General features: G+C 65.9%; 19 protein-coding genes. 13 read left to right on the top strand and 6 right to left on the bottom strand.

What is annotated here, in order from left to right; translation table 11 throughout:
• Positions 1 to 77 precede the first annotated feature (77 nt).
• On the top strand, positions 78 to 926 hold the full coding sequence (locus ACQP2D_RS32625; RefSeq protein WP_433685835.1) for a DUF5995 family protein: 849 nt from the start codon (positions 78 to 80) through the stop codon (positions 924 to 926).
• 44 nt (positions 927 to 970) lie between these two features.
• Positions 971 to 2,290 (top strand): vWA domain-containing protein, encoded by a 1,320-nt coding sequence (locus tag ACQP2D_RS32620; protein WP_433679747.1) that lies wholly within the window; start codon positions 971 to 973, stop codon positions 2,288 to 2,290.
• A gap of 48 nt (positions 2,291 to 2,338) precedes the next feature.
• On the opposite strand, the gene ACQP2D_RS32615 is transcribed toward ACQP2D_RS32620, so the two are convergent.
• The gene (locus ACQP2D_RS32615) at positions 2,339 to 2,614 is read right to left on the bottom strand and encodes a hypothetical protein (protein WP_433685834.1); all 276 of its coding nucleotides are present in this window, start codon (positions 2,612 to 2,614) and stop codon (positions 2,339 to 2,341) included.
• A 155-nt stretch (positions 2,615 to 2,769) separates the two neighbouring features.
• On the opposite strand from ACQP2D_RS32615, the gene ACQP2D_RS32610 reads away from it, so the two are divergent.
• From ACQP2D_RS32610 to ACQP2D_RS32595, 4 genes are all read left to right on the top strand, one after another.
• On the top strand, positions 2,770 to 3,066 hold the full coding sequence (locus ACQP2D_RS32610; RefSeq protein ID WP_433679746.1) for a hypothetical protein: 297 nt from the start codon (positions 2,770 to 2,772) through the stop codon (positions 3,064 to 3,066).
• 111 nt (positions 3,067 to 3,177) lie between these two features.
• On the top strand, positions 3,178 to 4,578 hold the full coding sequence (locus ACQP2D_RS32605) for a DUF1254 domain-containing protein (protein WP_433679745.1): 1,401 nt from the start codon (positions 3,178 to 3,180) through the stop codon (positions 4,576 to 4,578).
• A gap of 12 nt (positions 4,579 to 4,590) precedes the next feature.
• A complete protein-coding gene (locus tag ACQP2D_RS32600; protein WP_433679744.1) occupies positions 4,591 to 6,015 on the top strand; it encodes a DUF1254 domain-containing protein in 1,425 nt (474 codons plus the stop codon).
• Positions 6,016 to 6,028: 13 nt separating this feature from the next.
• A complete protein-coding gene (locus tag ACQP2D_RS32595; protein WP_433679743.1) occupies positions 6,029 to 6,754 on the top strand; it encodes a hypothetical protein in 726 nt (241 codons plus the stop codon).
• Here the strand turns inward: ACQP2D_RS32595 and ACQP2D_RS32590 are convergent, their stop codons facing one another.
• On the bottom strand, positions 6,755 to 7,198 hold the full coding sequence (locus ACQP2D_RS32590) for a group II truncated hemoglobin (protein WP_433679742.1): 444 nt from the start codon (positions 7,196 to 7,198) through the stop codon (positions 6,755 to 6,757).
• 278 nt (positions 7,199 to 7,476) lie between these two features.
• Here ACQP2D_RS32590 and ACQP2D_RS32585 point away from each other — a divergent pair, with 278 nt between their 5' ends.
• Both ACQP2D_RS32585 and ACQP2D_RS32580 read left to right on the top strand, forming a co-directional pair.
• Positions 7,477 to 8,706, top strand: coding sequence for a cytochrome P450 (locus ACQP2D_RS32585; RefSeq protein ID WP_433685833.1), 1,230 nt, complete (start codon positions 7,477 to 7,479; stop codon positions 8,704 to 8,706).
• 8 nt (positions 8,707 to 8,714) lie between these two features.
• The gene (locus tag ACQP2D_RS32580; RefSeq protein ID WP_433679741.1) at positions 8,715 to 9,440 is read left to right on the top strand and encodes a TetR/AcrR family transcriptional regulator; all 726 of its coding nucleotides are present in this window, start codon (positions 8,715 to 8,717) and stop codon (positions 9,438 to 9,440) included.
• Here the strand turns inward: ACQP2D_RS32580 and ACQP2D_RS32575 are convergent.
• Together ACQP2D_RS32575 and ACQP2D_RS32570 are read right to left on the bottom strand one after the other, a co-directional pair.
• Positions 9,430 to 10,191: an SDR family oxidoreductase gene (locus tag ACQP2D_RS32575; RefSeq protein WP_433679740.1), complete on the bottom strand. Its 762-nt coding sequence runs from the start codon at positions 10,189 to 10,191 to the stop codon at positions 9,430 to 9,432. The two genes, ACQP2D_RS32580 and ACQP2D_RS32575, sit on opposite strands and share 11 nt — an antisense overlap.
• Positions 10,192 to 10,385: 194 nt before the next feature.
• Positions 10,386 to 12,185 carry a TerD family protein gene (locus ACQP2D_RS32570; RefSeq protein ID WP_433679739.1) on the bottom strand — a complete coding sequence of 600 codons (1,800 nt, stop codon included), beginning with the start codon at positions 12,183 to 12,185 and terminating at the stop codon, positions 10,386 to 10,388.
• Positions 12,186 to 12,846: 661 nt separating this feature from the next.
• Here ACQP2D_RS32570 and ACQP2D_RS32565 point away from each other — a divergent pair.
• The gene (locus tag ACQP2D_RS32565) at positions 12,847 to 13,335 is read left to right on the top strand and encodes a hypothetical protein (protein ID WP_433679738.1); all 489 of its coding nucleotides are present in this window, start codon (positions 12,847 to 12,849) and stop codon (positions 13,333 to 13,335) included.
• 231 nt (positions 13,336 to 13,566) lie between these two features.
• Here ACQP2D_RS32565 and pabB read toward each other — a convergent pair whose 3' ends face one another.
• Positions 13,567 to 15,654 carry an aminodeoxychorismate synthase component I gene (pabB, locus tag ACQP2D_RS32560; RefSeq protein WP_433679737.1) on the bottom strand — a complete coding sequence of 696 codons (2,088 nt, stop codon included), beginning with the start codon at positions 15,652 to 15,654 and terminating at the stop codon, positions 13,567 to 13,569.
• An 89-nt stretch (positions 15,655 to 15,743) separates the two neighbouring features.
• On the opposite strand from pabB, the gene ACQP2D_RS32555 reads away from it, so the two are divergent.
• From ACQP2D_RS32555 to ACQP2D_RS32545, 3 genes are all read left to right on the top strand, one after another.
• A complete protein-coding gene (locus ACQP2D_RS32555) occupies positions 15,744 to 16,799 on the top strand; it encodes a phosphotransferase family protein (RefSeq protein ID WP_433679736.1) in 1,056 nt (351 codons plus the stop codon).
• 94 nt (positions 16,800 to 16,893) lie between these two features.
• On the top strand, positions 16,894 to 17,478 hold the full coding sequence (locus ACQP2D_RS32550; protein ID WP_433679735.1) for a DinB family protein: 585 nt from the start codon (positions 16,894 to 16,896) through the stop codon (positions 17,476 to 17,478).
• Positions 17,479 to 17,651: 173 nt separating this feature from the next.
• A complete protein-coding gene (locus ACQP2D_RS32545) occupies positions 17,652 to 18,782 on the top strand; it encodes an NDMA-dependent alcohol dehydrogenase (RefSeq protein ID WP_433679734.1) in 1,131 nt (376 codons plus the stop codon).
• Between the two features lie 302 nt (positions 18,783 to 19,084).
• Here the strand turns inward: ACQP2D_RS32545 and ACQP2D_RS32540 are convergent, their stop codons facing one another.
• Positions 19,085 to 19,771: a winged helix-turn-helix transcriptional regulator gene (locus ACQP2D_RS32540; protein WP_433679733.1), complete on the bottom strand. Its 687-nt coding sequence runs from the start codon at positions 19,769 to 19,771 to the stop codon at positions 19,085 to 19,087.
• 159 nt (positions 19,772 to 19,930) lie between these two features.
• On the opposite strand from ACQP2D_RS32540, the gene ACQP2D_RS32535 reads away from it, so the two are divergent.
• On the top strand, positions 19,931 to 20,356 hold the full coding sequence (locus ACQP2D_RS32535; RefSeq protein WP_433685832.1) for an organic hydroperoxide resistance protein: 426 nt from the start codon (positions 19,931 to 19,933) through the stop codon (positions 20,354 to 20,356).
• Positions 20,357 to 20,405 lie beyond the last annotated feature (49 nt).

The following is a 20,405-nucleotide window of genomic DNA, read 5'->3' as shown; positions in this document are numbered from 1 at the left end:
CGCAAACCTGAATCGCGCTTTAGACTTCGGCGGTGCGAACTTCGTTGCGACCGGCCGTCCTAGGTCTGATCAGTGCGATGCTCGTGGTGGCCGTCGGGTCGACCCCGGCGGCCGTCGCGCAAGCGGCCGACCCGGCGGTCTGTGGCACGCCGCTCTCGCCGGATGAGCTGGACACCATCGCCCGGCTCTCCGATACCGGCACACTGGCCGGAGATGCATTGCAGCGGTTGACGGTCGCGGTGGCGCGCCATCATGAGATCACCGACATCCTGGTCGCGCACCGGGATCGGCGCGGGCTGTTCCCACTCGGACTCGACGGTGTCGAGCAGTCGGCGGTAATGCCATTGCAGCGCGATCCCGCCGCATTTCGGGATCGGGAGTACGCGCATGCGATCAGCCTCGAACTACTGGGGCGATTCCTGCACAACCTGCATGCGGCCTTCACCGGCGCGCCCGTAGAGCCGCACTGGGCGCGATATTTCGAGCTGGCGCAGCGGTGTGAGGTGTCGCCGGCCCGCGTCGCGATGGCAGGCTACAACGCGCATTTGACCATGGATCTCGCGTATTCGGTGGCGTCCGTGGGCAGCAAGCCGGACAACGCGCCCGACTACTTCAAGATCGTCGATGCCATCGCGTCATCCGGTCAGGTGATCGTCGATCGGACGAAGGAGATCTACAACGGGGATCTCGGTCCGCTGTGGCGGTTCTATTTCGTCGGTGAGGGCCTGGACCTGCTGCTCGGCGCGGGGGTCGCGACCGGTCCGCTCCTGCGGGCCGCGGATCTCGGGTACAACGTGGTGATCTACGGCAACGGGCTGGCGCTGGAGGATCCCGGACTGCACGATGCGACCGTGGCGGAGATCGGGCTGCTCAGCGATTCCGTCGATGCCGCACTGGAAGTGTTGACGCTGCTCAGAGGTTTGTGAGACACCTAGGCTGTACGGGGTCGGTGGTAGGGCAAGGAGTCGCGGTGGGCACATCACTCGTCAAGGGGCAGAACGGCCCGCTTGCGGTGTCGAATGTCGTTGTCTCGGTGCGATCGGCGGCAGCGGTCGATGTTTCGGCACTGTTGGTCAACGATGCGGGCCGGGTGCGCACCGATGCCGACTTCGTCTTCTTCAACCAACCGTGTGCGCCGGGTGTCGAGTTGCGGTCGGAAATGCCTGCGGCGCTGGTCGTTTCCATGGCCGAGGTAGCCGCGGAAATCGCCCGAATTCGCGTGGTCATCACACTGGACGATGTCACGGCAACTTTCGGGCAATTCGCCCCACCGGTCGCCTCCGTCGCCGATGGATCCGGAAACACCCTGTACGAGTATGTGATCGATGGACTCGACACCGAATCGGTCGTCATCGCACTGGAACTCTATCGGCGTTACTCCGACTGGAAGATCCGTGCCGTCGGGCAGGGCTATGCGGGTGGGTTCGCCGCGCTGGTCACCGATCACGGGGTGAGCGTCGACGATGAACCCGCGCCGATCAGATCCACAGCCGTTGCGCCGGAGGGATTCCCAGCACCGCCAGCCCCGGTCGCGCCTCCCACACCTACGGCCACCGCGCCCGAGGTCCGCACCGTACCCGGCGAGGCCGCACTCTCCTTCGAGAAGCGCGCCACCCTCGACCTGCGCAAACGCGAAGTCGCCAAGGTCCTGATCACCAAGAACGCCTTCGGGATTCGTGCCCGAGTCGTTCTGGTGATCGATAAGACCCTCAGCATGAGCAGGCAATACAGCAAGCAGGTCGTGCACCGCGTCGTCCAGCGGATGATCCCGGTGGCGACCCAACTCGACGAGGACGGCACCCTGGAGGCCTATCTCTACGCCCTGTCCTTCGTGAAACTGCCCGATATCACTGTCGAACACGGCGACGCATGGGCCCAGACCTTCCTGCACCTCACCGGCATCCACCAGGGCATCGACTACGCCCGAATCGGTGGCCGCAATGACGAACTGCCGATCATGCGCGACATCATCGCCTCACTGCGCCCCGGTGACACCCCGACCCTGGTGCTGTTCTTCACCGACGGTGGCTTCGCCAAGAAACGCGAAATCACCGCACTCATGCGCGATGCGTCTCGGCTGCCCGCCTTCTGGCAGTTCGTCGGCCTCGGCAGGGCCAACTACGGCCTGCTGCGGACCCTCGACGAAATGTCGGATCGCGTCGTGGACAATGCGGGCTTCTTTGCCCTCGACGACATCGACCAGGTGGACGACGCACAGCTCTACGCCCGCTTGCTCGGCGAGTTCCCGGACTGGCTGCGCGCCGCGACTCGGGCGGGCATCATCGGCTGAAACCAACGGCGAACCGAAAGACGGTCGCGCGCAACCGTTGACGCGTGCTCAGCCGATGACGGCGTTCATGATGGTGCCGGCGCTGGTGGCGACCACGCCGCCGATCATGGCTCCAGCCACCATCTTCGGCGATTCCAGGCCGCCGCCGGTCCATTTCTCCCAGGCGAAGCGACCACCTGCGTAGATGATGGCGGTGATGCCAGCGAGCAGCACGAACCAGGTCAGATAGCGGACCATCTGGAGGAACTTGTCGGACACCGGTGGGGCCTCGGGGGTGGGATTGCCGATCTGCGCCCAAGTGTCGTAAACGGTGGCCAGGATCATTTCGGATCGCTCATTCTGGATGCGGGACAAGGGTGTAATTCGCTCACCGAGGATGGTATCGGTTTCTCGGCGACCGCGCAGTCACGTCTTTGCGACCTTGCCAGACCACATCACGGTGGGATGATGGAAAGTGCGTGATGGTCGAGGAGTACACGATGAGCATCATCCTGATGTCGATCGGCGATGCCTGTGCCTCGCTCGCGCAGATCCAGAATCCCTCGCCGCAAGCTCCGCCCCTGTCGGACAAGCTGCTGCAGCTGGTGCGCTATCTGACCTGGCTCGCCGTGCTGTCCGGAATAGTGAGCATCATCTACGCCGGTGGCCGCTTCGCCTGGGAGAAATGGACCGGCGGCGCGCTGCAATCGCCGAAGATGGTGGCCGGAGCCATGATCGGCGGTGTCGTCGCCACCAGCGCGGGCACCATCATGAATTCGATTCTCGGCACCGGCTGATCGCGGCACGGCGCTGGACCGCCGCCTGCCCGATATATGGCAAATCTGTGGCTATACTCCGGCTGATCTCTCGAAGTTGTCCGACCTGATCGGGAAAGTAGGGAGAAGGCCATGACCCAGGTGTCGCGGCGATCTGTGCTGCTGGCCGGTGCCGTCGCGGGCACGGGCCTGGCCGCGTGCGGCAAATCGACGGATTCCGGGGGTGGGGGCGGTGCCGATGCGTCACCGGGCGATTCGCGTTCGATCGCGACCGCCGCCTATATCTTCGGCTATCCACTGGTGCTCGTCGATGTCACGCTGCAGACGAATACCGCGGCCGTGCCCGCGAATCGAATCGCCGCCTTCGGCCCGATCGATCCGACGATGAACTCGGTGGTCATGCCGAATGTCGACACCCTTTATGCGTCAGCCTGGCTCGATCTGCGTACCGAACCGGTGGTGCTCCAGGTTCCGGAGATGGACGGCGACCGGTACTGGCTGATGCAGATCATGGATGCCTGGACCAATACGACACACAATCCGAGCAGTGTGGCACCCCGGGTGAAGGATGGGCATACCGCGCCGTACACCTATGTGATCACCGGCCCCGATTGGTCGGGCCCGCTCCCGGACAACCTGACTCCGCTGGCAATGCCCACCGCGACCGCATGGTTGATCGGTCGCATCGAACTGCGCGATCAGGCCGATCTCGCCGCCGCCGAGAGATTGCAGCATCAGGTGTTCATGGCGCCGCTGAGCGACTGGCAGCGCGGTGAACGACCGAGCCCGGAGATCGATCCGAATATGGTAGCCCCGATCTCGGCGCCGCAGCAGGTCGCGCGGATGGACGGACGCGCCTTCTTCGATCGGCTCTGCGACCTGATGCGCACCAATCCGCCAGCTGCGGCCGATATCCCTGCCCTGCAGCGCTTTTCGACAATCGGCATCCGGCCCGGCGGCTCGATGGACGGTACTCCGGCCGCGGATCTCGATGCCGCCGTCGCGGCGGGCCAATTGCAGATTCCGGACTACGCCAATCCCGAGGCCAGACATGAGAACGGTTGGGATATCGCGACCAACCTCGGTACCTATGGCACCGACTACGCGTTGCGCGCCTCCACCGCCTGGACCGCGCTCGGTGCGAATCTGCCCGAGGATGTCGTCTATCCGGAGATCAGCGCGAATGCGGGGGAGCAGGGCGCGCCGCGTCGGTACCGGCTGCACTTCGCCGCCGGGCAGACCCCGCCCGCGCGCGCCTTCTGGTCGCTGACCGCCTATACCGCGCAGCGCTTTCTGGTGCCGAATGCGGCGGGCATCTTCTCGGTCGGCCACCAGCGTCCGGTGGTCACGCTGCCGGACGGTGCGCTGGAACTGGCCATCCAGGCCGAGGATCCGGGAGATGAAGTGCCACACGGCAATTGGCTGCCGATTCCGGACTCAGGGACGTTTCGGCTCGCGCTGCGCCTCTATGTTCCCGAGGGCCGGGCGCTCGACGGCGGCTGGAAACCACCGAGTTTGACCCGAGTCGGATGAGCGAGGAGAGCCATGGATAACTGCGGTGCCATCCTTGACCCGGCGCAGATCTCGCGTCGGACGGTGCTCGGGGTCGCCGCGGCCGGTATCGGACTGGCCGCGTGCGGGAAATCCTCGGACAAGTCCGAGTCGACCTCGCCCGCCTCCGGCGATGCCGAGGCCATCGCCAAGGACGCCTATGTCTTCGGCTATCCGCTGGTGGTGATGGACGTCACTCGGGCTGCGGCCGAAGCGATTTCCCCGGTCAACACCTTCCAGCACGCCACCGCGCTGCCGACACCGGAGCGCCGCGATGTGGTGCGACTCAACCTGGACACCCTGTATTCGGCAGCATGGCTGGATGTTTCGGCGGAGCCGATGGTATTGCAGGTGCCGGCGATCGATCCGGGGCGCTACTGGCTGATGCAGGTGCTCGATGCCTGGACGAATACCGTGCACGATCCGAGTAGTGTTCGGCCGCAGGTGACCTCGGGTGGCCCACCCTTCACCTACCTCCTCACCGGTCCGAAGTGGTTGGGCACGGTGCCCGATGCCATGATCGAGCTGTCGGTGCCGACACCGACTGCGTGGTTGCTCGGGCGGATCCAGGTCAACGGTTCCGATGACATCGCTGCCGTTACGGCACTACAGCAACAGCTGAGACTGGTGCCGCTCAGCGCATGGGCCACCAGCAAGGACACGCCGTCGCGCTCGACTCCGACCCCGACGGGCTCCACAGCGGTCCCGCCGCCGAAGCAGGTGCTCGATATGGACGCGGCGACGTTCTTCACCCGGATGTGCGCCGTTATGGCGGTGAATCCGCCACGTTCGGAGGACGCACCGGCGCTGCAACGCTTCGCCGCCATCGGCATTCGGCCGGGCGGCAGCGTCCACGGCATCTCGAACGATCAGCTGACCGCGGCGGCCGATGCGGCGAAGAAGGAGATTCCCGCCTACACCGACCCGACCATGGTGAACGAGAACGGATGGCGCTTCAATCCGGGAGTCGGCACCTACGGCACCGACTACCTGCTGCGGGCCAATATCGCGTGGGCCGGCCTGGGGGCCAACCTGTCGCGGGACGCGATCTACCCGGGCATGCTCGGCAAGGCCGACCGCAATGGCACGCCCACCAGATTTCGGCTGCACTTCCCACCGGGACAACTCCCACCGGTCGATGCGTTCTGGTCGCTGACCGCCTACGACGCCGACGGCTACCTGGTACCGAATGCGGCAAATATCTACGCGATCGGACATCAGGTTCCGGTGGTGCCCAATTCGGACGGTTCGGTCGATCTCGCTGTGCAGTACGAGGATCCGGGTGCCAGCGTGCCCGCGGGCAACTGGCTGCCCATTCCGGCTGCGGGCCAGTTCTCGCTCGTCATGCGACTCTATGCGCCGAAAGATGTTGCCATCAACGAGCATTGGCAGCCGCCGGTGCTGACGGTCGCGGCGTAGGAGGCGAGACATCATGGGCCGCTTGGCTTTCCCGATTTCGGTCGCCGCCGTTGCGGTGCTGGTATTCGCCGCGCCGAGTGCCGTGGCGGATGCGATAGGTGACGAGACTCTGGGCGTGCCGCCGCGCACTTCGTTCTCATTCCGTTCGGTGGTTCCGGGTATCGAGTGGGGCACTGCGAACGAATACGAGTCGCGTACGGGATTGTCGCTGGTCAAGCTCTATATGGTCGAATACGCGCTGCACCACGGCGACGGCAGCACGGCGGATGTGGCCTTGGCCGAGCGGATGATCCGCTACTCCGACGATTCGGCGGCCGATGCGATGGGCGCCAAGTATCCGCAGGCGATCGACGCCATCGCCGCGGAGTACCACTTGACCGGCACCAAATCGGGTGCGGCCTGGGGTATGTCGTACACCAGCACCGCCGACGTGGCCACCTTCCTGGCGACCAAACAGCGCACCGAACCCGGCTCACCGATCTTCCAGTGGATGGCCGCGGCCGGCGATCAGGCGACCGACGGCACCTCCCAGGATTGGGGGACCGCGCGGCTGCCGGGGGTCGAGGGGACCAAGTGGGGCTGGTCCGATAGCGGGCCGCTCGAGGTGGCCTCGGCGTCGTATGGCGCGGGTTTCGCCGTCGCGGCGCATACCCGCGGCACACCCCAGGACCAGACGGCGGATCTCGAGGCCGTCGTGCCGCGGCTGCTACAGGATCTGCTCGCGCGCGTGTTCCGGTAGTCAGTCCTCGCCGTCCCAGGTCCAGTGCGGCACCGCGCGGATCGGGTGCAGTTCGTCATCGGATGTGGCGTGCGAATTCTGTTGTGCCACTTGCGCGCCGAATTCGGCGTGTTCGCGCACCGCGTCCCGGAAGGCCGGATCATCGAGCAGGCCCGCCTCTTCGAACGCTTCCAAGTACAGCTGGGCGAATCGGTCGCGTTGTTCGTCGGTGATCTCGAGGCCGCGGTGCACCGCGATGATGTAGTCGAAGCCGAGGTCGCGGGTGAAACGGTCCGGCCCACCGAAGGATTCGGCGGTGAACCAGGTGAGGTGGTCGACGTGGGTCGGGCGGCGTTCGGTGAACTGGGTTTTCAGCACCGGATCGGCCAGCACCTTGTCGTAGAAGGCTGCTTCGACGCGATGCAATGGCTCGTCGCCACCGGCGTGCTCGTACAGGCTGGGCATGGGGACCTCCGAACAGGGAGTCGAACCGGTCGAGTCCCATTACAGGCCGTCACCGGCGGCGCGTCCACCGTTTCGCGATAAGCGATCAGGGAGAGAGCTATAGCTGATTGCTATTTATATATTGCGCGAATCGGTGGCTACCATGGATTCAGTTAACAGGTTTTACTAAACACTGTTCACGGACCCTGGTTGTGTGGTTCTATCTCCTGAGGAACCTGTTCCACACAACGTTGTGAGGTCTGCAGCCCATGTCAGACCGGTAGGAGATAGCCGTGACCGTGACCACGCCAGCGATTCCCGCAGGATTCGACTTCACCGACCCCGATCTGCTCGCCACCCGCCTGCCCATCCGCGAATTCGCCGAGCTGCGCCGGACCGCGCCGGTCTGGTGGTGCGCGCAGTCGGGGCGGGCCAGCGGCTTCGACGACGGCGGCTACTGGGTGGTGTCCAAGCTCGACCACATCAAGGAGATCTCGAAGAATCCGGAGGTCTTCTCCTCGCACGAGAACACCGCGATCATCCGGTTCAACGAGGAAACCACCCGCGAGCAGATCGACATGCTCGGCAATATGCTGCTGCTGAACCAGGATCCGCCGCAGCACACCAAGACCCGCCGCATCATTTCCAAGGGCTTCACCCCGCGCGCGGTGGAGAGCCTGCGCGCGGCGCTCACCGAACGCGCGGCCCGAATTGTGCACGAGGCCAAGCGGACCGGCCGCGGCGACTTCGTCGAACAGGTCGCCTGCGAACTGCCGCTACAGGCCATCGCGGAGCTCATCGGCGTGCCACAGGACGATCGCAAGAAGCTGTTCGACTGGACCAACCAGATGATCTCCTACGACGATCCGGAATTCGACGGCAACCACCACGCCGCGACCGCCGAAGTCATGGGCTACGCCTGGAATATGGCCGAGGAACGGCGTACATGCCCGGCCGATGACATCGTGACCCAGCTGATCAACGCCGATATCAATGGCGAGAATCTGGGTTCGGACGAATTCGCGTTCTTCGTGATCCTGTTGTCGGTCGCGGGCAATGAGACCACCCGCAACTCGATCACCCACGGCATGAAGGCCTTCGTCGACAACCCCGAGCAGTGGGAGCTGTACAAACAACAGCGTCCGCGCACCGCGCCCGACGAGATCGTGCGCTGGGCCACTCCGGTGACCGCATTCCAGCGCACCGCCACCCAGGACACCGAAATCGGCGGGCAGCAGATCAAGCAGGGGCAGCGGGTCGGCCTGTTCTACAGCTCGGCCAATTTCGACGAGGACGGCTTCGAGGATCCGTTCACCTTCAATGTGCTGCGCAACCCCAACCCGCACGTCGGATTCGGTGGCACCGGTACGCATTACTGCGTCGGCGCCAACCTGGCCCGGCTGCAGATCGATCTGATGTTCAACGCCATCGCCGATGTCATGCCGAACCTGCGGCAGGTCTCCGATCCGGTGCGGCTGCGCTCGGGTTGGTTGAACGGGATCAAGCGCTGGGAAGTCGAATACGCTTGAATCCCCCTATGAACAGCTCGAAGCCGCGGGGGCGGGCGCCGGTGGTATCGGATGCGGATATCCGTCGGGTGGCCCGCGCGCTGCTGGTCGACCATGGTCCCGACGCGGTCACGCTGCGGGCCATCGCGCGCGAGCTCGGCATTACCGCGCCCGCCCTGTACCGGTATTACAACTCTCACGAGGACCTGCTGGAGAGCCTGCGCCTGGAGTTCTGTGCCGACCTCGCGGCCGAGCTGTCCGAGCAGATCGCGACGCTGCCTGATGACGGTGCGGTGCAGTTCTTCGCCATCTGCAAGGGTTTCCGGCGCTGGGCGCTGGCGCACACCAGGGAATTCACCCTGGTGTTCGCCTCGCCCGGAGCGGGCCGCGCGCGCATGCTGCGGCGGTTCGATGAGCCGTTCGGGCGGATCTTCCTGGCTGCCGCCGGTCGGCTGCTGGCCACCTACGATGTCGTGACGCCGCCGACCGATGTGATTCCGGCGGAGCTGCGCGATGATCTGGTGCTGTTCCAAACCGAGCTGTTGGCAGCGCTTTCGGAGTCCGGGCAGAAATTTCCCGCCGAAAAGCTCGATCTCGGCGTGACGTATCTGATGATCCAGATCTGGGCCCGGCTCTACGGGCACGTCACGCTCGAGGTCTTCGGGAACTATCCGATTCCGCTGTCGAATCCGGAGATTCTGTTCGATGCGATGCTGGCGGATCTGGGGCGGACCGCCGGATTGATCAGCGAGTGAGCCGGGACAGCCATTCGGCGTAGCCGATCCCGATCGCCTCGCCGTGCTCGTCGAGGCAGAGGGCACCGGAACGCAGGGCCCGCCCGATCCGGCCCGGGATGGGCACCGGCAGCGGAAACAGCCTGCGGCCGATGTGGTTTCGGTAGATATCGGCCAGCTCGGTGATGGTGTGTACGGACGGCCCGGCGATATCGGCGATGCGTCCGGCCGGTCCGTTGTCCACCGCGTCGGCCAGCCGGGTCGCGACGGCGCTCACATCGATCGGCTGCACCTCGGCCGTCGTGTGCGGGGCGATCCGCCATCGGGCTGGCAGCGCCAAGATTTCGGTGACGAGCTCATGGAATTGGCTGGCGCGCAACAGCGTCCACGGAATCTCGCCCGTGGTGATCACCTGTTCCTGGGCCACCTTCGCCTGGTAGTAGGCAATGGGCACCTGATCGCAGCCGACAATGGAGATCTCGACGTGGTGGCCGATGCCCGCCTGCCGCTCGGCCTCGAGTAGCCGACGCATTCCGTCCACCATGACCGATCGGGTCCGGCGGCGGGCGCTCACCGCGTCGACGACGGTATCGCAGCCGTCCAATGCGGATTCCAGTCCGGATCCGGTGGCGAGATCGGCGGCCCGGTGCTGCGCGACGCCGGCCGCCGGAGCGGTCCGGCTCACCACCCGAACCTCATGTCCGCGGGCGCTGAGCTCCCGCACCACGGCGGTCCCCAACACACCGGTTCCGCCGACTACCGCAACCCGCATGATCGCACTCCCTCCAAACGGCCCTGTTCGGTATGTCGCACGCTACGGCGACACGGTACGCGGCTCAACGTGCTTCATCGCATATGCCTGATTCGCCACACCGGTGTTCCGGTGCGCGGATGCGTGCGGTACCGGCCTGATGGCGTCAGATCCGCGCGGTTGCCCCGCGACCGACCCGAGTTGCGGCGGCGCGGTCAGATTCGCGCGCCTTTGGCGCGGTTGCAGGCGCGGCAGAGGATCTGGAGGTTGGTCGCGCTGGTCGCGCCGCCGCGGCTGAGCGGGATGATGTGGTCGAATTCGAGATAGTGGCCGTCGCCGCATTCGACGCATTTGCCGCCGTCGCGCTGCCACACCTCGGCCTTGACCTCCTGGGGGATGCTGCGGGTGTCGCGCTGGCCCGGGGTGAGGATCAGGCGTTTGGCGACCCGCAGCGCGCCCTCCAGGGCGGCCGCGACGTAATCCGGATCGTCGACGTCGAAGGTGGCGCCGCCGCGCGCCGAGGTCGCCGCGATGACCACCGTGCGCTGTTCGACCCGCACCGAAACCACCCGGTTCCACGGCAATTCGGTGCCGGTGTCGGTGCCGACGAAGCGCAGCTTCTTATTGCTGGCGATCAGCCGGCCATCGGTGAGCTTCGGCCCCCTGGCGAGCTGGCGGACGTGTACCGCGGGCAGATCCAAGTGCACCTTCTCCTCCGGATCCAGGTGCAGACCGGGCGTGCGGACCACCGGCAGATCTCCGCCGCGCAACCTGGACAGGGTGTGGCCGCGATACATTCGCCTGCGCAGATCCTCGACCAGCGGTCCGCTGAGCGCCAACTCCTCGATCGCGTACTCGAATGCCTCGTATTCGGCCTGCTCGATCTCCCCGTCCGCGAACGCGAAGGCGACGAGTCGCTCCACATAGGTGAGCGCGACATCGCGCAGAGCCGCCCGCCCCAACCCCTCGTCGATCCGCTGATACCGCAGCGACGCCCAGAGCTCCGCCCATTCCGCGCCACGCGGCCCGAACGTGGTGAGCACCCGCCAAGCCTGGGTGTGCCAGTGCGTCAGAAACTCCTCGATTTCACTCTCGCAGCGCTCACACGGCGCGAGTCCGCCGAACAGCTTGCGCCGTCGGGGGTTTCCGCACCGTGCACAGTCGCGTGGGCCGGGTTGCGGGCGCGCACGCATGGCGCTCGTCCATTCGGCTCCGTCCCACCAACGCATACGGGCGGGGTGCTCGGGATCGGAATGCCAGTCCGCGCGTTCGGGATTCGGCGGTGGCGGCAGCGGCGGATCGACTTCGTGGCGTCTGCGATCGAGGTCGACCGGCCGGCTTCGGCCGAGCTGGTCGTCCTGGTCCAAGGGCGTGGGGTGGTGGAGCTGCCGAGGGCGGGCGGCATCGGTCGGTCCGCCCACGGAAACATGCTGCCGCGCTGGGGAGGTGGATGATCGGTGATGTGGAAGGGCCGGCGGGACCGAGCGCGGTCGGTCGGGTGTCGGCTCGGCCGGATCGTCGACGGTGACCCCGAATTCGGTGACCAGTCCGGGGAGTCCGCTGGCCCAGCCCTGGCCGATCGCGCGAAAGCGCCACTGGCCGTCGCGGCGGTAGAATTCGCCGAACATCATCGCGGCCACCGCATCGGTATCGGTGATATCGAACCGGGCGATCGGCCCGTCGGCGGCTTCGATGGTGAGGGTCAAACCCGTGATATCGCCGAAGGTTCCGTCGTCGATCGATCCCGCGACGACAATGCGCGCCACATCCGCTTCGGTGCGCGGTAGCGAGACGCTCAGTCGCGCGGTACCCGGCGCGGGCTCCTGGTCGAGCGTCACCGCCTGCGACATATGCCGGGGCGCATTGAAGAACACCAGATCCCGATCGGTGCGCACCGCCCCAGCCTCCGCCAGCAACAGCGCATGCGCATCCAACGCATGTTCCGACTGCCATGAAATGACCACGGCAAGAAGGGAAGTCGGTACCGGCGCATTGGCCCCTTTGCTCAGTTTCATCGTGCTCGAACTATGCCACGAAGGTCCGACACGCCGAACCTGCCCATCCCTTGGTTCGGCGATGCGAGCGAATACGGGTCTCGGGCGCACCACGTACACAGCGGGCGTGCCATCCAGAGCCGCAAACCGCGCCGCTACCCGACCAGCACAAGCTCGTCGTCATCGAAATGGCAGGCAATGCCGGGCTGACGATGGTCGTCCCTCAGAGGTTGTGGAGGTAGCTGTGACGAGCATCGACAAAGGTGTCGGCATCGGACGGACGGTGCGATTCCGCGGACACGAAATCCGCGGTGCGGCCGGATCCGGTCCGGTGGTACCGATACCGACGACGGCTACTGCGGGCTCCGCCGCAGCACTGCCATCGAGGCGTCGCGCATACGCCGGAGCGACGACCGGCTCGGCCTGCACCCCGAACTCGAGCAGGTGGCTCGCCTCGTACGACCCCCACTGCGCCGCGTCGCCCCGACCTGCCCGCGGCCCGCGATGCAGCAAACCGGCTCGGACCTGTCGCCGGTGGCGTGCTCGGCCAGTAGTCGCAGGCCGGCAGTGCGCTGTGCCGATCGCACGGGGCGGACGCCGTGTGTTGCGGGCTGAGGGCGACACAGACCGATCGGTTGGGGATTTGCGGTCGGAGGTAGTTCGGGTGCGGCAGAGTAGGGGTATGACTACGCCGAAGCGAGCGGGTCGGAAGGGTTCGACCCCGAAAGTGCCGGGTGGCCGGGTGCCGAGTCCCAGCGACATTCTGGCTGCCGCGCAGTCCGCGGTGGAGGCCGCGCAGTCGGCGGCGGTGCAGGCGTTGGATGCCGCGCAACTGACGGCCGGTCATGCTTTCGATGCGGCGGTGCGGCTGCCACCGGCCTCGGCGCAGTTGGCGGCCCAATTACCGGATCTGCTCGAGAACCTCTCGATCGCCATCGACCGGCTCAATTCCACCATCGATCGCCTCGACCGCACCCTGGCGCTGGCCGACCCGGCCTTGGCCGCCTACGACCGACTGCTGCCCCGCCTGGAGGCAATGATCGGCCTCGGCGAGGACGTCTTCGTCGCCCTGGCCAAGCTCCCCGGCGTCTCCCTCCTCGGCCGCCTCACCGGCAGATCCCCCGAGCCGCCGCCCGCCCCCGAACCCCCGAAACGCGGCCGCCGCAGATAACAGCCGAACTGTTCTCAGGATTCTGCACGCCCGGAGTGAGCGCGAAGCCCGAGCGGCATGCGGATTCGAGATGCCCGAGCCAACATCGTCAACACACCCGACGCAATCGTCCCCCACCGACAACGCCGTCACGGCATCCGGATCCACCAACGGCGCAGGCGCGGCCTGTGCCTGATTCGGCGCCGACTGTCCCGTCGGAGACTGCCCGTCGCACTGCGGGCGCGCGGGTGCTCACCGGGTGGCGGCGCGATAGGTGGCGGCGGCTTTGAGGAGGGTTTCGTGGTATTCGTCCTCGGGATCCGAATCCAGGACGATGGCGCCGCCAGCGCCGATGCGCCAGCGTCCGTCGTGGCGGACGGCGGTGCGGATGACGATATTGAGGTCGGCGGTGCCCGCCAGCCCGAGGAAGCCGATGGTGCCCGAATAGATTCCGCGCGCTTCGGTTTCCAGTTCGTCGATGATCTCCATGGTCCGCAACTTCGGCGCCCCGGTCATCGAACCGCCGGGAAAACACGCACGCAGACAATCGATGACGTCGACATTCGGACGCAGCGTGCCGCGCACGGTGGAAACCAATTGGTGCATGGTCGTATACGTCTCGGTGGCCATCAATTTCGGGACGTGCACACTGCCGATCTGGCAGACCCGGCCGAGGTCATTGCGCAGCAAATCGACGATCATCAGGTTCTCGGCCCTGGTCTTGGGGCTATCGGCCAGTTCGCGGCGCAGCCGCTCGTCCTCGGCGGGGGTGCGCCCGCGCGGCGCGGTGCCCTTGATCGGCTTGCTCTCCACGGTCCGGGCCCGGTCGACCTTGAGAAAGCGTTCCGGTGAGGAGCAGGCGATCTCGAGATCGTCGAAGCGCAGATATGCCGCGTACGGCGCTGGATTGCAGCGACGCAGGGTGCGGTAGAAATCGAGGCCATCGGCTTCGGCCGCCACCATGGACGCGCTGTCGGTAATGCAGATTTCGTAGGATTCGCCCGCGTGCAGCCGCTCCTGACAGATGGCGATATCGGCGAGATACCGCTCCCGCCCACGGGTGAAAAGCGGTGCGACGGCGGTGATATCGGAGAACACCTCGAGCGTTGGCGGATTCACCCACGTCGGCAGGGATTCCAGGATCTCGCGGGTATCGCGCAACCAATCCGCGCCCGCCCGAAGGGCTTCCGGCGCCGGATCGGTGAGCGCGAGCAGATGGGTCCGCCCGGCGACATGGTCGACCACCACGATCCGGTCGGCGAAGATCCACTGCGCGTCCGGCGTCGCGGCGCGATGCGCGGCATTCGCTCCGCAATCGGCCTTCACCTCATAACCCAGATACCCGACATATCCGCACGCGAAATCGAAAGGGAGATCGGGTAATTCGGTGTGCCGCAGATGTAGCTGTCCGGCCAGATAGTCGAGAATCCCGCCGGGCACGGTCCGCCGATTGCCGTCCGAGGATTCGACCGTCACCACATTCTCGCCGACCCGATAGCGAATCACCTCGGCCAGCGGCCCGCTCGCATCACCGAGAAAGGAGAACCGATCCAGACCCGGTTCGATGTGCTCGCTGTCGAGCCAGAATGCGGTGGGGGAGTTGTCATAGAGCCGAACGAACGCGGCCTCGGTATCGATCGCCCGCTCGATCACCGAATGCCGCAGTTGCCAGGACCGCCGCGATTCCCGGTATTCGTGTCTACCGCCCGTCAATGGTTCGGCATCTTCGAACGGCGCGATAATGCTCGACCGAATGCGCTGGCCCGCAGTGAGTTTCGCGAAATTGCCGAGCAATGCCGCACCGTATTCGCTGGCTATCGATTCGGGATGGAACTGCACCCCCCACTGCGGTTTGCTCCGATGCCGCACCCCCATGATCACTCCGTCGGCCGCGACGGCGGTGATCTCGAGACTGTCCGGCAGTGGTCGTTCGGCGGCCAGCGAGTGGTAGCGCACCGCGGTGAAACCCTCGGGGAGCCCGGCGAACAGGTCATTGCCGTCGTGCTCGATGCGATCGAGATATCCGTGCCGCGCGGCGGGCGCGGTGGTCACGATGCCGCCCTCCGCGACGACCAGCGCCTGATGTCCGAGACAGACGCCGAGCAAGGGCAGTTCGGTCTCCCGGATCACCGCTGCCGAGATGCCGATATCGCGGGTGACGTCCGGGCGGCCCGGACCGGGGGAGATGACGACATTGTCGAAGCGCTCCAGCCGCAGCTGTCCGATATCGCCGACCTCGTCATTGCGCACGACCGTGGGCTCTTCCCCGTTCACCTCACTGATCAGCTGATACAGGTTGTAGGTGAACGAGTCGTAATTGTCGATCAAGAGCGTGCGCATCGTGCTCAGAACCCTACGCCGCGCCGGTCGAGGCAAACTGTTGTCATCTGCCGTCAGTTCGGCGGGCGGTGTGGTGCAGAATGTGGGGCATGTCTATTGCGCAACCGGTGGATGTGGATCGAGACGTCGTCGACTTCGCCGTCGTCGGTACCTGGATGGAGGAGCAGGGGCTGCCCGGTGGCGCATTCGAGAATGTGACCGCACTCGGCGGCGGCACGCAGAACATCATGCTGCGCTTCGCCCGCGGCGGTCGGGACTATGTGCTGCGCCGCGGCCCGAAGCATCTGCGGGCCAAGAGCAATGACGTGATCCGCCGCGAGGCCAGACTGCTCGGCGCCCTCGATGGAACCGGCGTGCGCGCCCCGAAGGTGATCGCGGCCTGCCCGGACGAATCGGTGCTCGGCGCGGTCTTCTACCTGATGGAGCCCATTACCGGATTCAACCCGCAGAACGAATTGCCGCGACTGCATGCGGGCGATCCGGAGATCCGGCGGCAGATGGGCCTGTCCGCGGTGGAGGCCATCGCCCGTCTCGGCGCACTCGACTATCAGTCCCTCGGCCTACAGGATTACGGCAAACCCGACGGCTTCCTGGAGCGTCAGGTGCCGCGCTGGCTCGGCGAACTCGAATCGTATTCGGCCAATACGGGTTATCCGGGTCCGGAGATTCCGGGCGTACAGCAGGTCGGGGACTGGCTGGATCGCAATCGCCCCGCGCAATGGAGCCCCGGCATCCTGCACGGCGACTGTCACCTGGCCAACATGATGTTCTCCTATGACGGTCCGGAAGTGGCCGCGATGGTCGACTGGGAGATGTCGACCATCGGCGATCCGCTCCTCGACCTCGGCTGGCAGATCGCCACCCGTCCGGAGCCCGGCACCACCGGCGCGGCGCTGGTCGGCAAGCTCGGCGCCGTCGGCGGTCTGCCGACACCGGAGGAGATGATCGCGCACTACGGCAAGTTCTCCGACCGCGACCTGAGCAATGCCACCTGGTACACGGTGCTGGCCTGCTTCAAGTTGGGAATCGTATTGGAGGGCACGCATGCTCGCGCATTCGCGGGGAAGGCGCCCAGGCAGGTCGGTGACTTTCTGCATGCCATCACGCTGGAACTGTTCGAGCGGGCGCATCGCCTGATGGAATGAGCGGACCGGTTCGCCGCGGTCACCTGTCGGAATCTTGTCGATGACTGGCTGGATTTCTGTCGCTGAAAATATCCAGCCAGCCTAGGGTTGCCGCATGCCTATCGTTCCCGACGTGAAGAACTGGACCTGGGTCCTCGAACGGCCCTGTCCCGAATGTGGATTCGACCCGGCGGCCATCACCTATGCGGCCGTGCCGGGGCTGGCCCGCGAATACACGGGCCGCCTGTCGGCAACCCTCGAGCGGCCCGACGCCGCCGCGCGCCCGGACGACTCGACCTGGTCGGCGCTCGAATACGCCGCCCATGTCCGCGACGTCTGCCGCATCTTCACCTACCGCGCGGCCATTGCGGCGCGCACCGAAGCGGTGGATCCGCAGGTTCCCGCGTTCGACGCGAAGGGGCTCGACGCCATCGAGACCGCCGACCGCATCCCGGTGTTCTCGAACTGGGATCAGGATCTGACGGCCATCGCCGATCGATACGACCAGCAGGATCCGAGCAGGGTTGCCACCGAACTGATCGATGCGGCCGATGCGGTCGCGCGCGCCTTCGAATCGGTGCCCGCCGCCGACCTCGGCAACCGGGTGCGGCGCAGCGACGGCTCGGTCTTCACCGTCGAATCCCTGGCGTCCTACTTCGTGCACGACGTAATCCACCATGTGCACGACGTGCGGGGCTGAAGTCGGGCAATATCGGAACCGAGCAGCGGTAGGGTCGATAGAACTGAAACTCGTTCGGCAGTCTTGCCGATTCGTGTCGGCGAATTTTCGATCCGGTACTAGAACGCGTTACAGTTTTCTCGTACTGTGGGTGCAGTCACATAGAAGCCCGTGCATGCGAGAGGTCGACAGGAATGAAGACGAAAGGCGCGATCCTGTGGGGGATCGACCAGGAATGGTCGGTGGAGGAGATCGAGGTCGGCGATCCGGTATCCGGTGAGGTGCAGATCCGGATGGAAACCGCCGGTATGTGCCACTCGGATCACCACATCGTGACCGGTGCGACACCGATGCCGGCCTTCCCCGTCATGGGCGGCCACGAGGGCGCGGGCGTGATCACCAAGCTCGGGCCGAACTGCCCCGCCGATCTGCAGGTCGGCGACCACGTGATCCTGTCGTTCATCCCCGCGTGCGGACGCTGTCCGGCGTGTGTGAGCGGCAATATGGCACTGTGCGACCTGGGCGCCGGACTGCTGATGGGCCAGGCCATCAGCGACGGCACCTACCGTATCCAGGCGCGTGGCGAGAACGTCATCCCGATGTGCCTGCTGGGCACCTTCGCGCCGTATATGACGGTGCACCACACCTCGGTCGTCAAGATCGACCCGAGCATTCCCTTCGAGGTCGCCTGCCTCGTCGGCTGCGGTGTCCCCACCGGCTTCGGCTCCTCCACCCACGTCGCCGAGGTCAAGCCGGGCGAGACCGTGGTGATCGCGGGCATCGGCGGTGTCGGCATGAGCGCGCTGCAGGGCGCGGTGCTCTCCGGCGCGTCCAAGGTGGTCGCCATCGACCCGAACCCGTGGAAGCGCGAGCAGGCGCAGAAGTTCGGCGCGACGCACACCTACGAGAGCATGGCCGCCGCGATCATGCCGCTGATGGAGGCCACCGAGGGCCGGATGGCGCAGAAGGTCATCCTCACCATGGGTGAAATGCACGGCGAGTACATCGAGGAGGGGCTGATCCTCACCGCGAAGGCGGGCACCCTGGTCGTCACCTCCATGGGACGCATGGACGAGAGCGACGTCAAGCTGAACAGCTTCCTGCTGTCCATGCTGCAGAAGACCGTCAAGGGCTGCATCTTCGGCGGCGGCAATGCCCGCCAGGACGCGCCGCACCTGCTTTCGCTGTACAAGTCGGGTCAGCTGAACCTCGACGATATGGTGACCCGCCAGTACTCCCTGGAGCAGATCAACCAGGGCTACCAGGACATGCTGGACGGCAAGAACATTCGCGGCATCATCAAGTACACCGAGGCCGACTGGTAAACCGCCGGGTCACCGCTCGGCGAGCCCGGTCGCGACCCGCGTGATCGGCTCGTACGGAACCGGCTTGCCGAGCGGAAATGTCAATGCCCCCTTGCCCGCCCGGTACGCGCCGCAGTTGTCGGTGGGCGCTGCCGGGTCCGGCTACGCCGCGCTGCGGGTGGGCTCGGCCGAACCGCCGCCAGCCGCTACGCCACCAACGCCCAGCATCTACTCGATGGCTCTGACGGCGGTGTCCGCAAGTTTCGAGGACGCGGTTGGCCGGGTTGCGTTGGCCGGAGCGGGGTCTGGTCTTCCGAAGTTGATCAGGGCGAGGTCTGGTCGGTCTTCCGGTCGTGTGGGGGTGGCAGCCGGAACAGGCCCGTCAGCCTACGCAGAGCAGTGCTGTCTCCGGATGCTGACGCGTCGCCGATCTCGATCGCATCGGCGAAGGTGAGGCCTTGGCCGGTCAGGCGGAGGAATGCGGCCTTGCTGATGGTGATGGTCGCGTCGGGGTGCTGGGCGGGTCCGTGTAGTGCCTCGATTGTTCTGTCGTGGATGCGGGCGTGGAAGACCTCGTCGTCGATATGGAACTCGTAGACGGCGTGCAATCCGGTGGCGGCGTCGGGGTCGAAGCAGGCCCGTAGGCCGAGCACCGCCCAGCCCGGGTGGAATGTCTCGGTCGCACGGGGTTCGCCCATTGCCCACTTCAGACCCCACCGGGCGAGCGCGAGGATCGCTGGGCCGAGTTCCTCGCCTGCTCGGGTGAGGGCGTAGGCGGGCGTACGGGCGGGCGGCGGGAGTGTGATCTTGTGAGCGAGTCCTTCGTGTTCCAGGTGCTTCAGGCGGGCTGCGAGTAGGCCGGTGCCGAGGCCGCGCAGGCTGGCCTGCAGGTCGCCGAACCGTTTGGGGCCGGTCAGCAGCTCGCGGATCAACAGCAGCGTCCAGCGCTCGCCCACGAGGTCGAGGGTGCGCGCGGTCGCGCAGTACTGGTTGTAGCTTCGCTGGTCCACTTCATCACTCTAAACTTCGCGCTTCCCGATTTTGAACGAGCAAGCTTCCAGGAGCATCTGGGCGAGCGGTTCGGGCCGGGTGCATTAGCTCAGCTATTGACTTCTTATTTTTGAAGTGCGAAGTTCATTTGGCAGTAGCGACGAAGGGAGTTCAGGATGATGAAGGTGCTGTATCGAGCGCAGGCGCACGTGGCTGGAGGCAGGAACGGCCACGCAAGCACGACCGACGGACAGCTGGATCTGGACCTGCGCCAACCCAAGGAACTGGGCGGGGACGGTGCGGGCGCCAACCCTGAGCAACTCTTCGCGATCGGATACGCCGCATGCTTCGGAACGACGCTCGCTTTGATCGGACAGCGCAGCAAGCTCCGGGCCGATGATGCGGAGATCGACTCGTCGGTCTCGCTGATCCCGATCGACGGTGGCCGCTTCCAACTCGGTGTCGAGCTACAGATCTCGCTGCCGTCGGTCGCCGGCGACCAGGCCGTCGACCTGGTGACCGCAGCCCACCAGGTCTGCCCCTACTCCAACGCCACGCGCGACAACATCGACGTGACACTGGTAGTCAACGGCCGCCGACTGTGACACCCACTCCGCTCCCCGCACGGGGAGCGGAGCTCGACCGCCGGTTGGA

The organism is Nocardia sp. CA-119907 (assembly GCF_050955995.1).
Classification (GTDB): domain Bacteria; phylum Actinomycetota; class Actinomycetes; order Mycobacteriales; family Mycobacteriaceae; genus Nocardia.
This window is presented reverse-complemented; position numbering and strand designations above follow the sequence as displayed.

Excerpts from the sequence above, each read along its gene's own strand:
- ACQP2D_RS32590 (WP_433679742.1), bottom strand. The coding sequence starts at position 7,198 with ATGCCCAGCCTGTACGAGCACGCCGGTGGCGACGAGCCATTGCATCGC.
- ACQP2D_RS32570 (WP_433679739.1), bottom strand. The coding sequence starts at position 12,185 with ATGAAACTGAGCAAAGGGGCCAATGCGCCGGTACCGACTTCCCTTCTT.
- ACQP2D_RS32605 (WP_433679745.1), top strand. The coding sequence starts at position 3,178 with ATGACCCAGGTGTCGCGGCGATCTGTGCTGCTGGCCGGTGCCGTCGCG.
- ACQP2D_RS32610 (WP_433679746.1), top strand. The coding sequence starts at position 2,770 with ATGAGCATCATCCTGATGTCGATCGGCGATGCCTGTGCCTCGCTCGCG.
- pabB (WP_433679737.1), bottom strand. The coding sequence starts at position 15,654 with ATGCGCACGCTCTTGATCGACAATTACGACTCGTTCACCTACAACCTG.
- ACQP2D_RS32615 (WP_433685834.1), bottom strand. The coding sequence starts at position 2,614 with ATGATCCTGGCCACCGTTTACGACACTTGGGCGCAGATCGGCAATCCC.
- ACQP2D_RS32555 (WP_433679736.1), top strand. The coding sequence starts at position 15,744 with ATGTCTATTGCGCAACCGGTGGATGTGGATCGAGACGTCGTCGACTTC.
- ACQP2D_RS32550 (WP_433679735.1), top strand. The coding sequence starts at position 16,894 with ATGCCTATCGTTCCCGACGTGAAGAACTGGACCTGGGTCCTCGAACGG.
- ACQP2D_RS32600 (WP_433679744.1), top strand. The coding sequence starts at position 4,591 with ATGGATAACTGCGGTGCCATCCTTGACCCGGCGCAGATCTCGCGTCGG.
- ACQP2D_RS32580 (WP_433679741.1), top strand. The coding sequence starts at position 8,715 with ATGAACAGCTCGAAGCCGCGGGGGCGGGCGCCGGTGGTATCGGATGCG.
- ACQP2D_RS32595 (WP_433679743.1), top strand. The coding sequence starts at position 6,029 with ATGGGCCGCTTGGCTTTCCCGATTTCGGTCGCCGCCGTTGCGGTGCTG.
- ACQP2D_RS32575 (WP_433679740.1), bottom strand. The coding sequence starts at position 10,191 with ATGCGGGTTGCGGTAGTCGGCGGAACCGGTGTGTTGGGGACCGCCGTG.
- ACQP2D_RS32625 (WP_433685835.1), top strand. The coding sequence starts at position 78 with ATGCTCGTGGTGGCCGTCGGGTCGACCCCGGCGGCCGTCGCGCAAGCG.
- ACQP2D_RS32545 (WP_433679734.1), top strand. The coding sequence starts at position 17,652 with ATGAAGACGAAAGGCGCGATCCTGTGGGGGATCGACCAGGAATGGTCG.
- ACQP2D_RS32565 (WP_433679738.1), top strand. The coding sequence starts at position 12,847 with ATGACTACGCCGAAGCGAGCGGGTCGGAAGGGTTCGACCCCGAAAGTG.
- ACQP2D_RS32535 (WP_433685832.1), top strand. The coding sequence starts at position 19,931 with ATGAAGGTGCTGTATCGAGCGCAGGCGCACGTGGCTGGAGGCAGGAAC.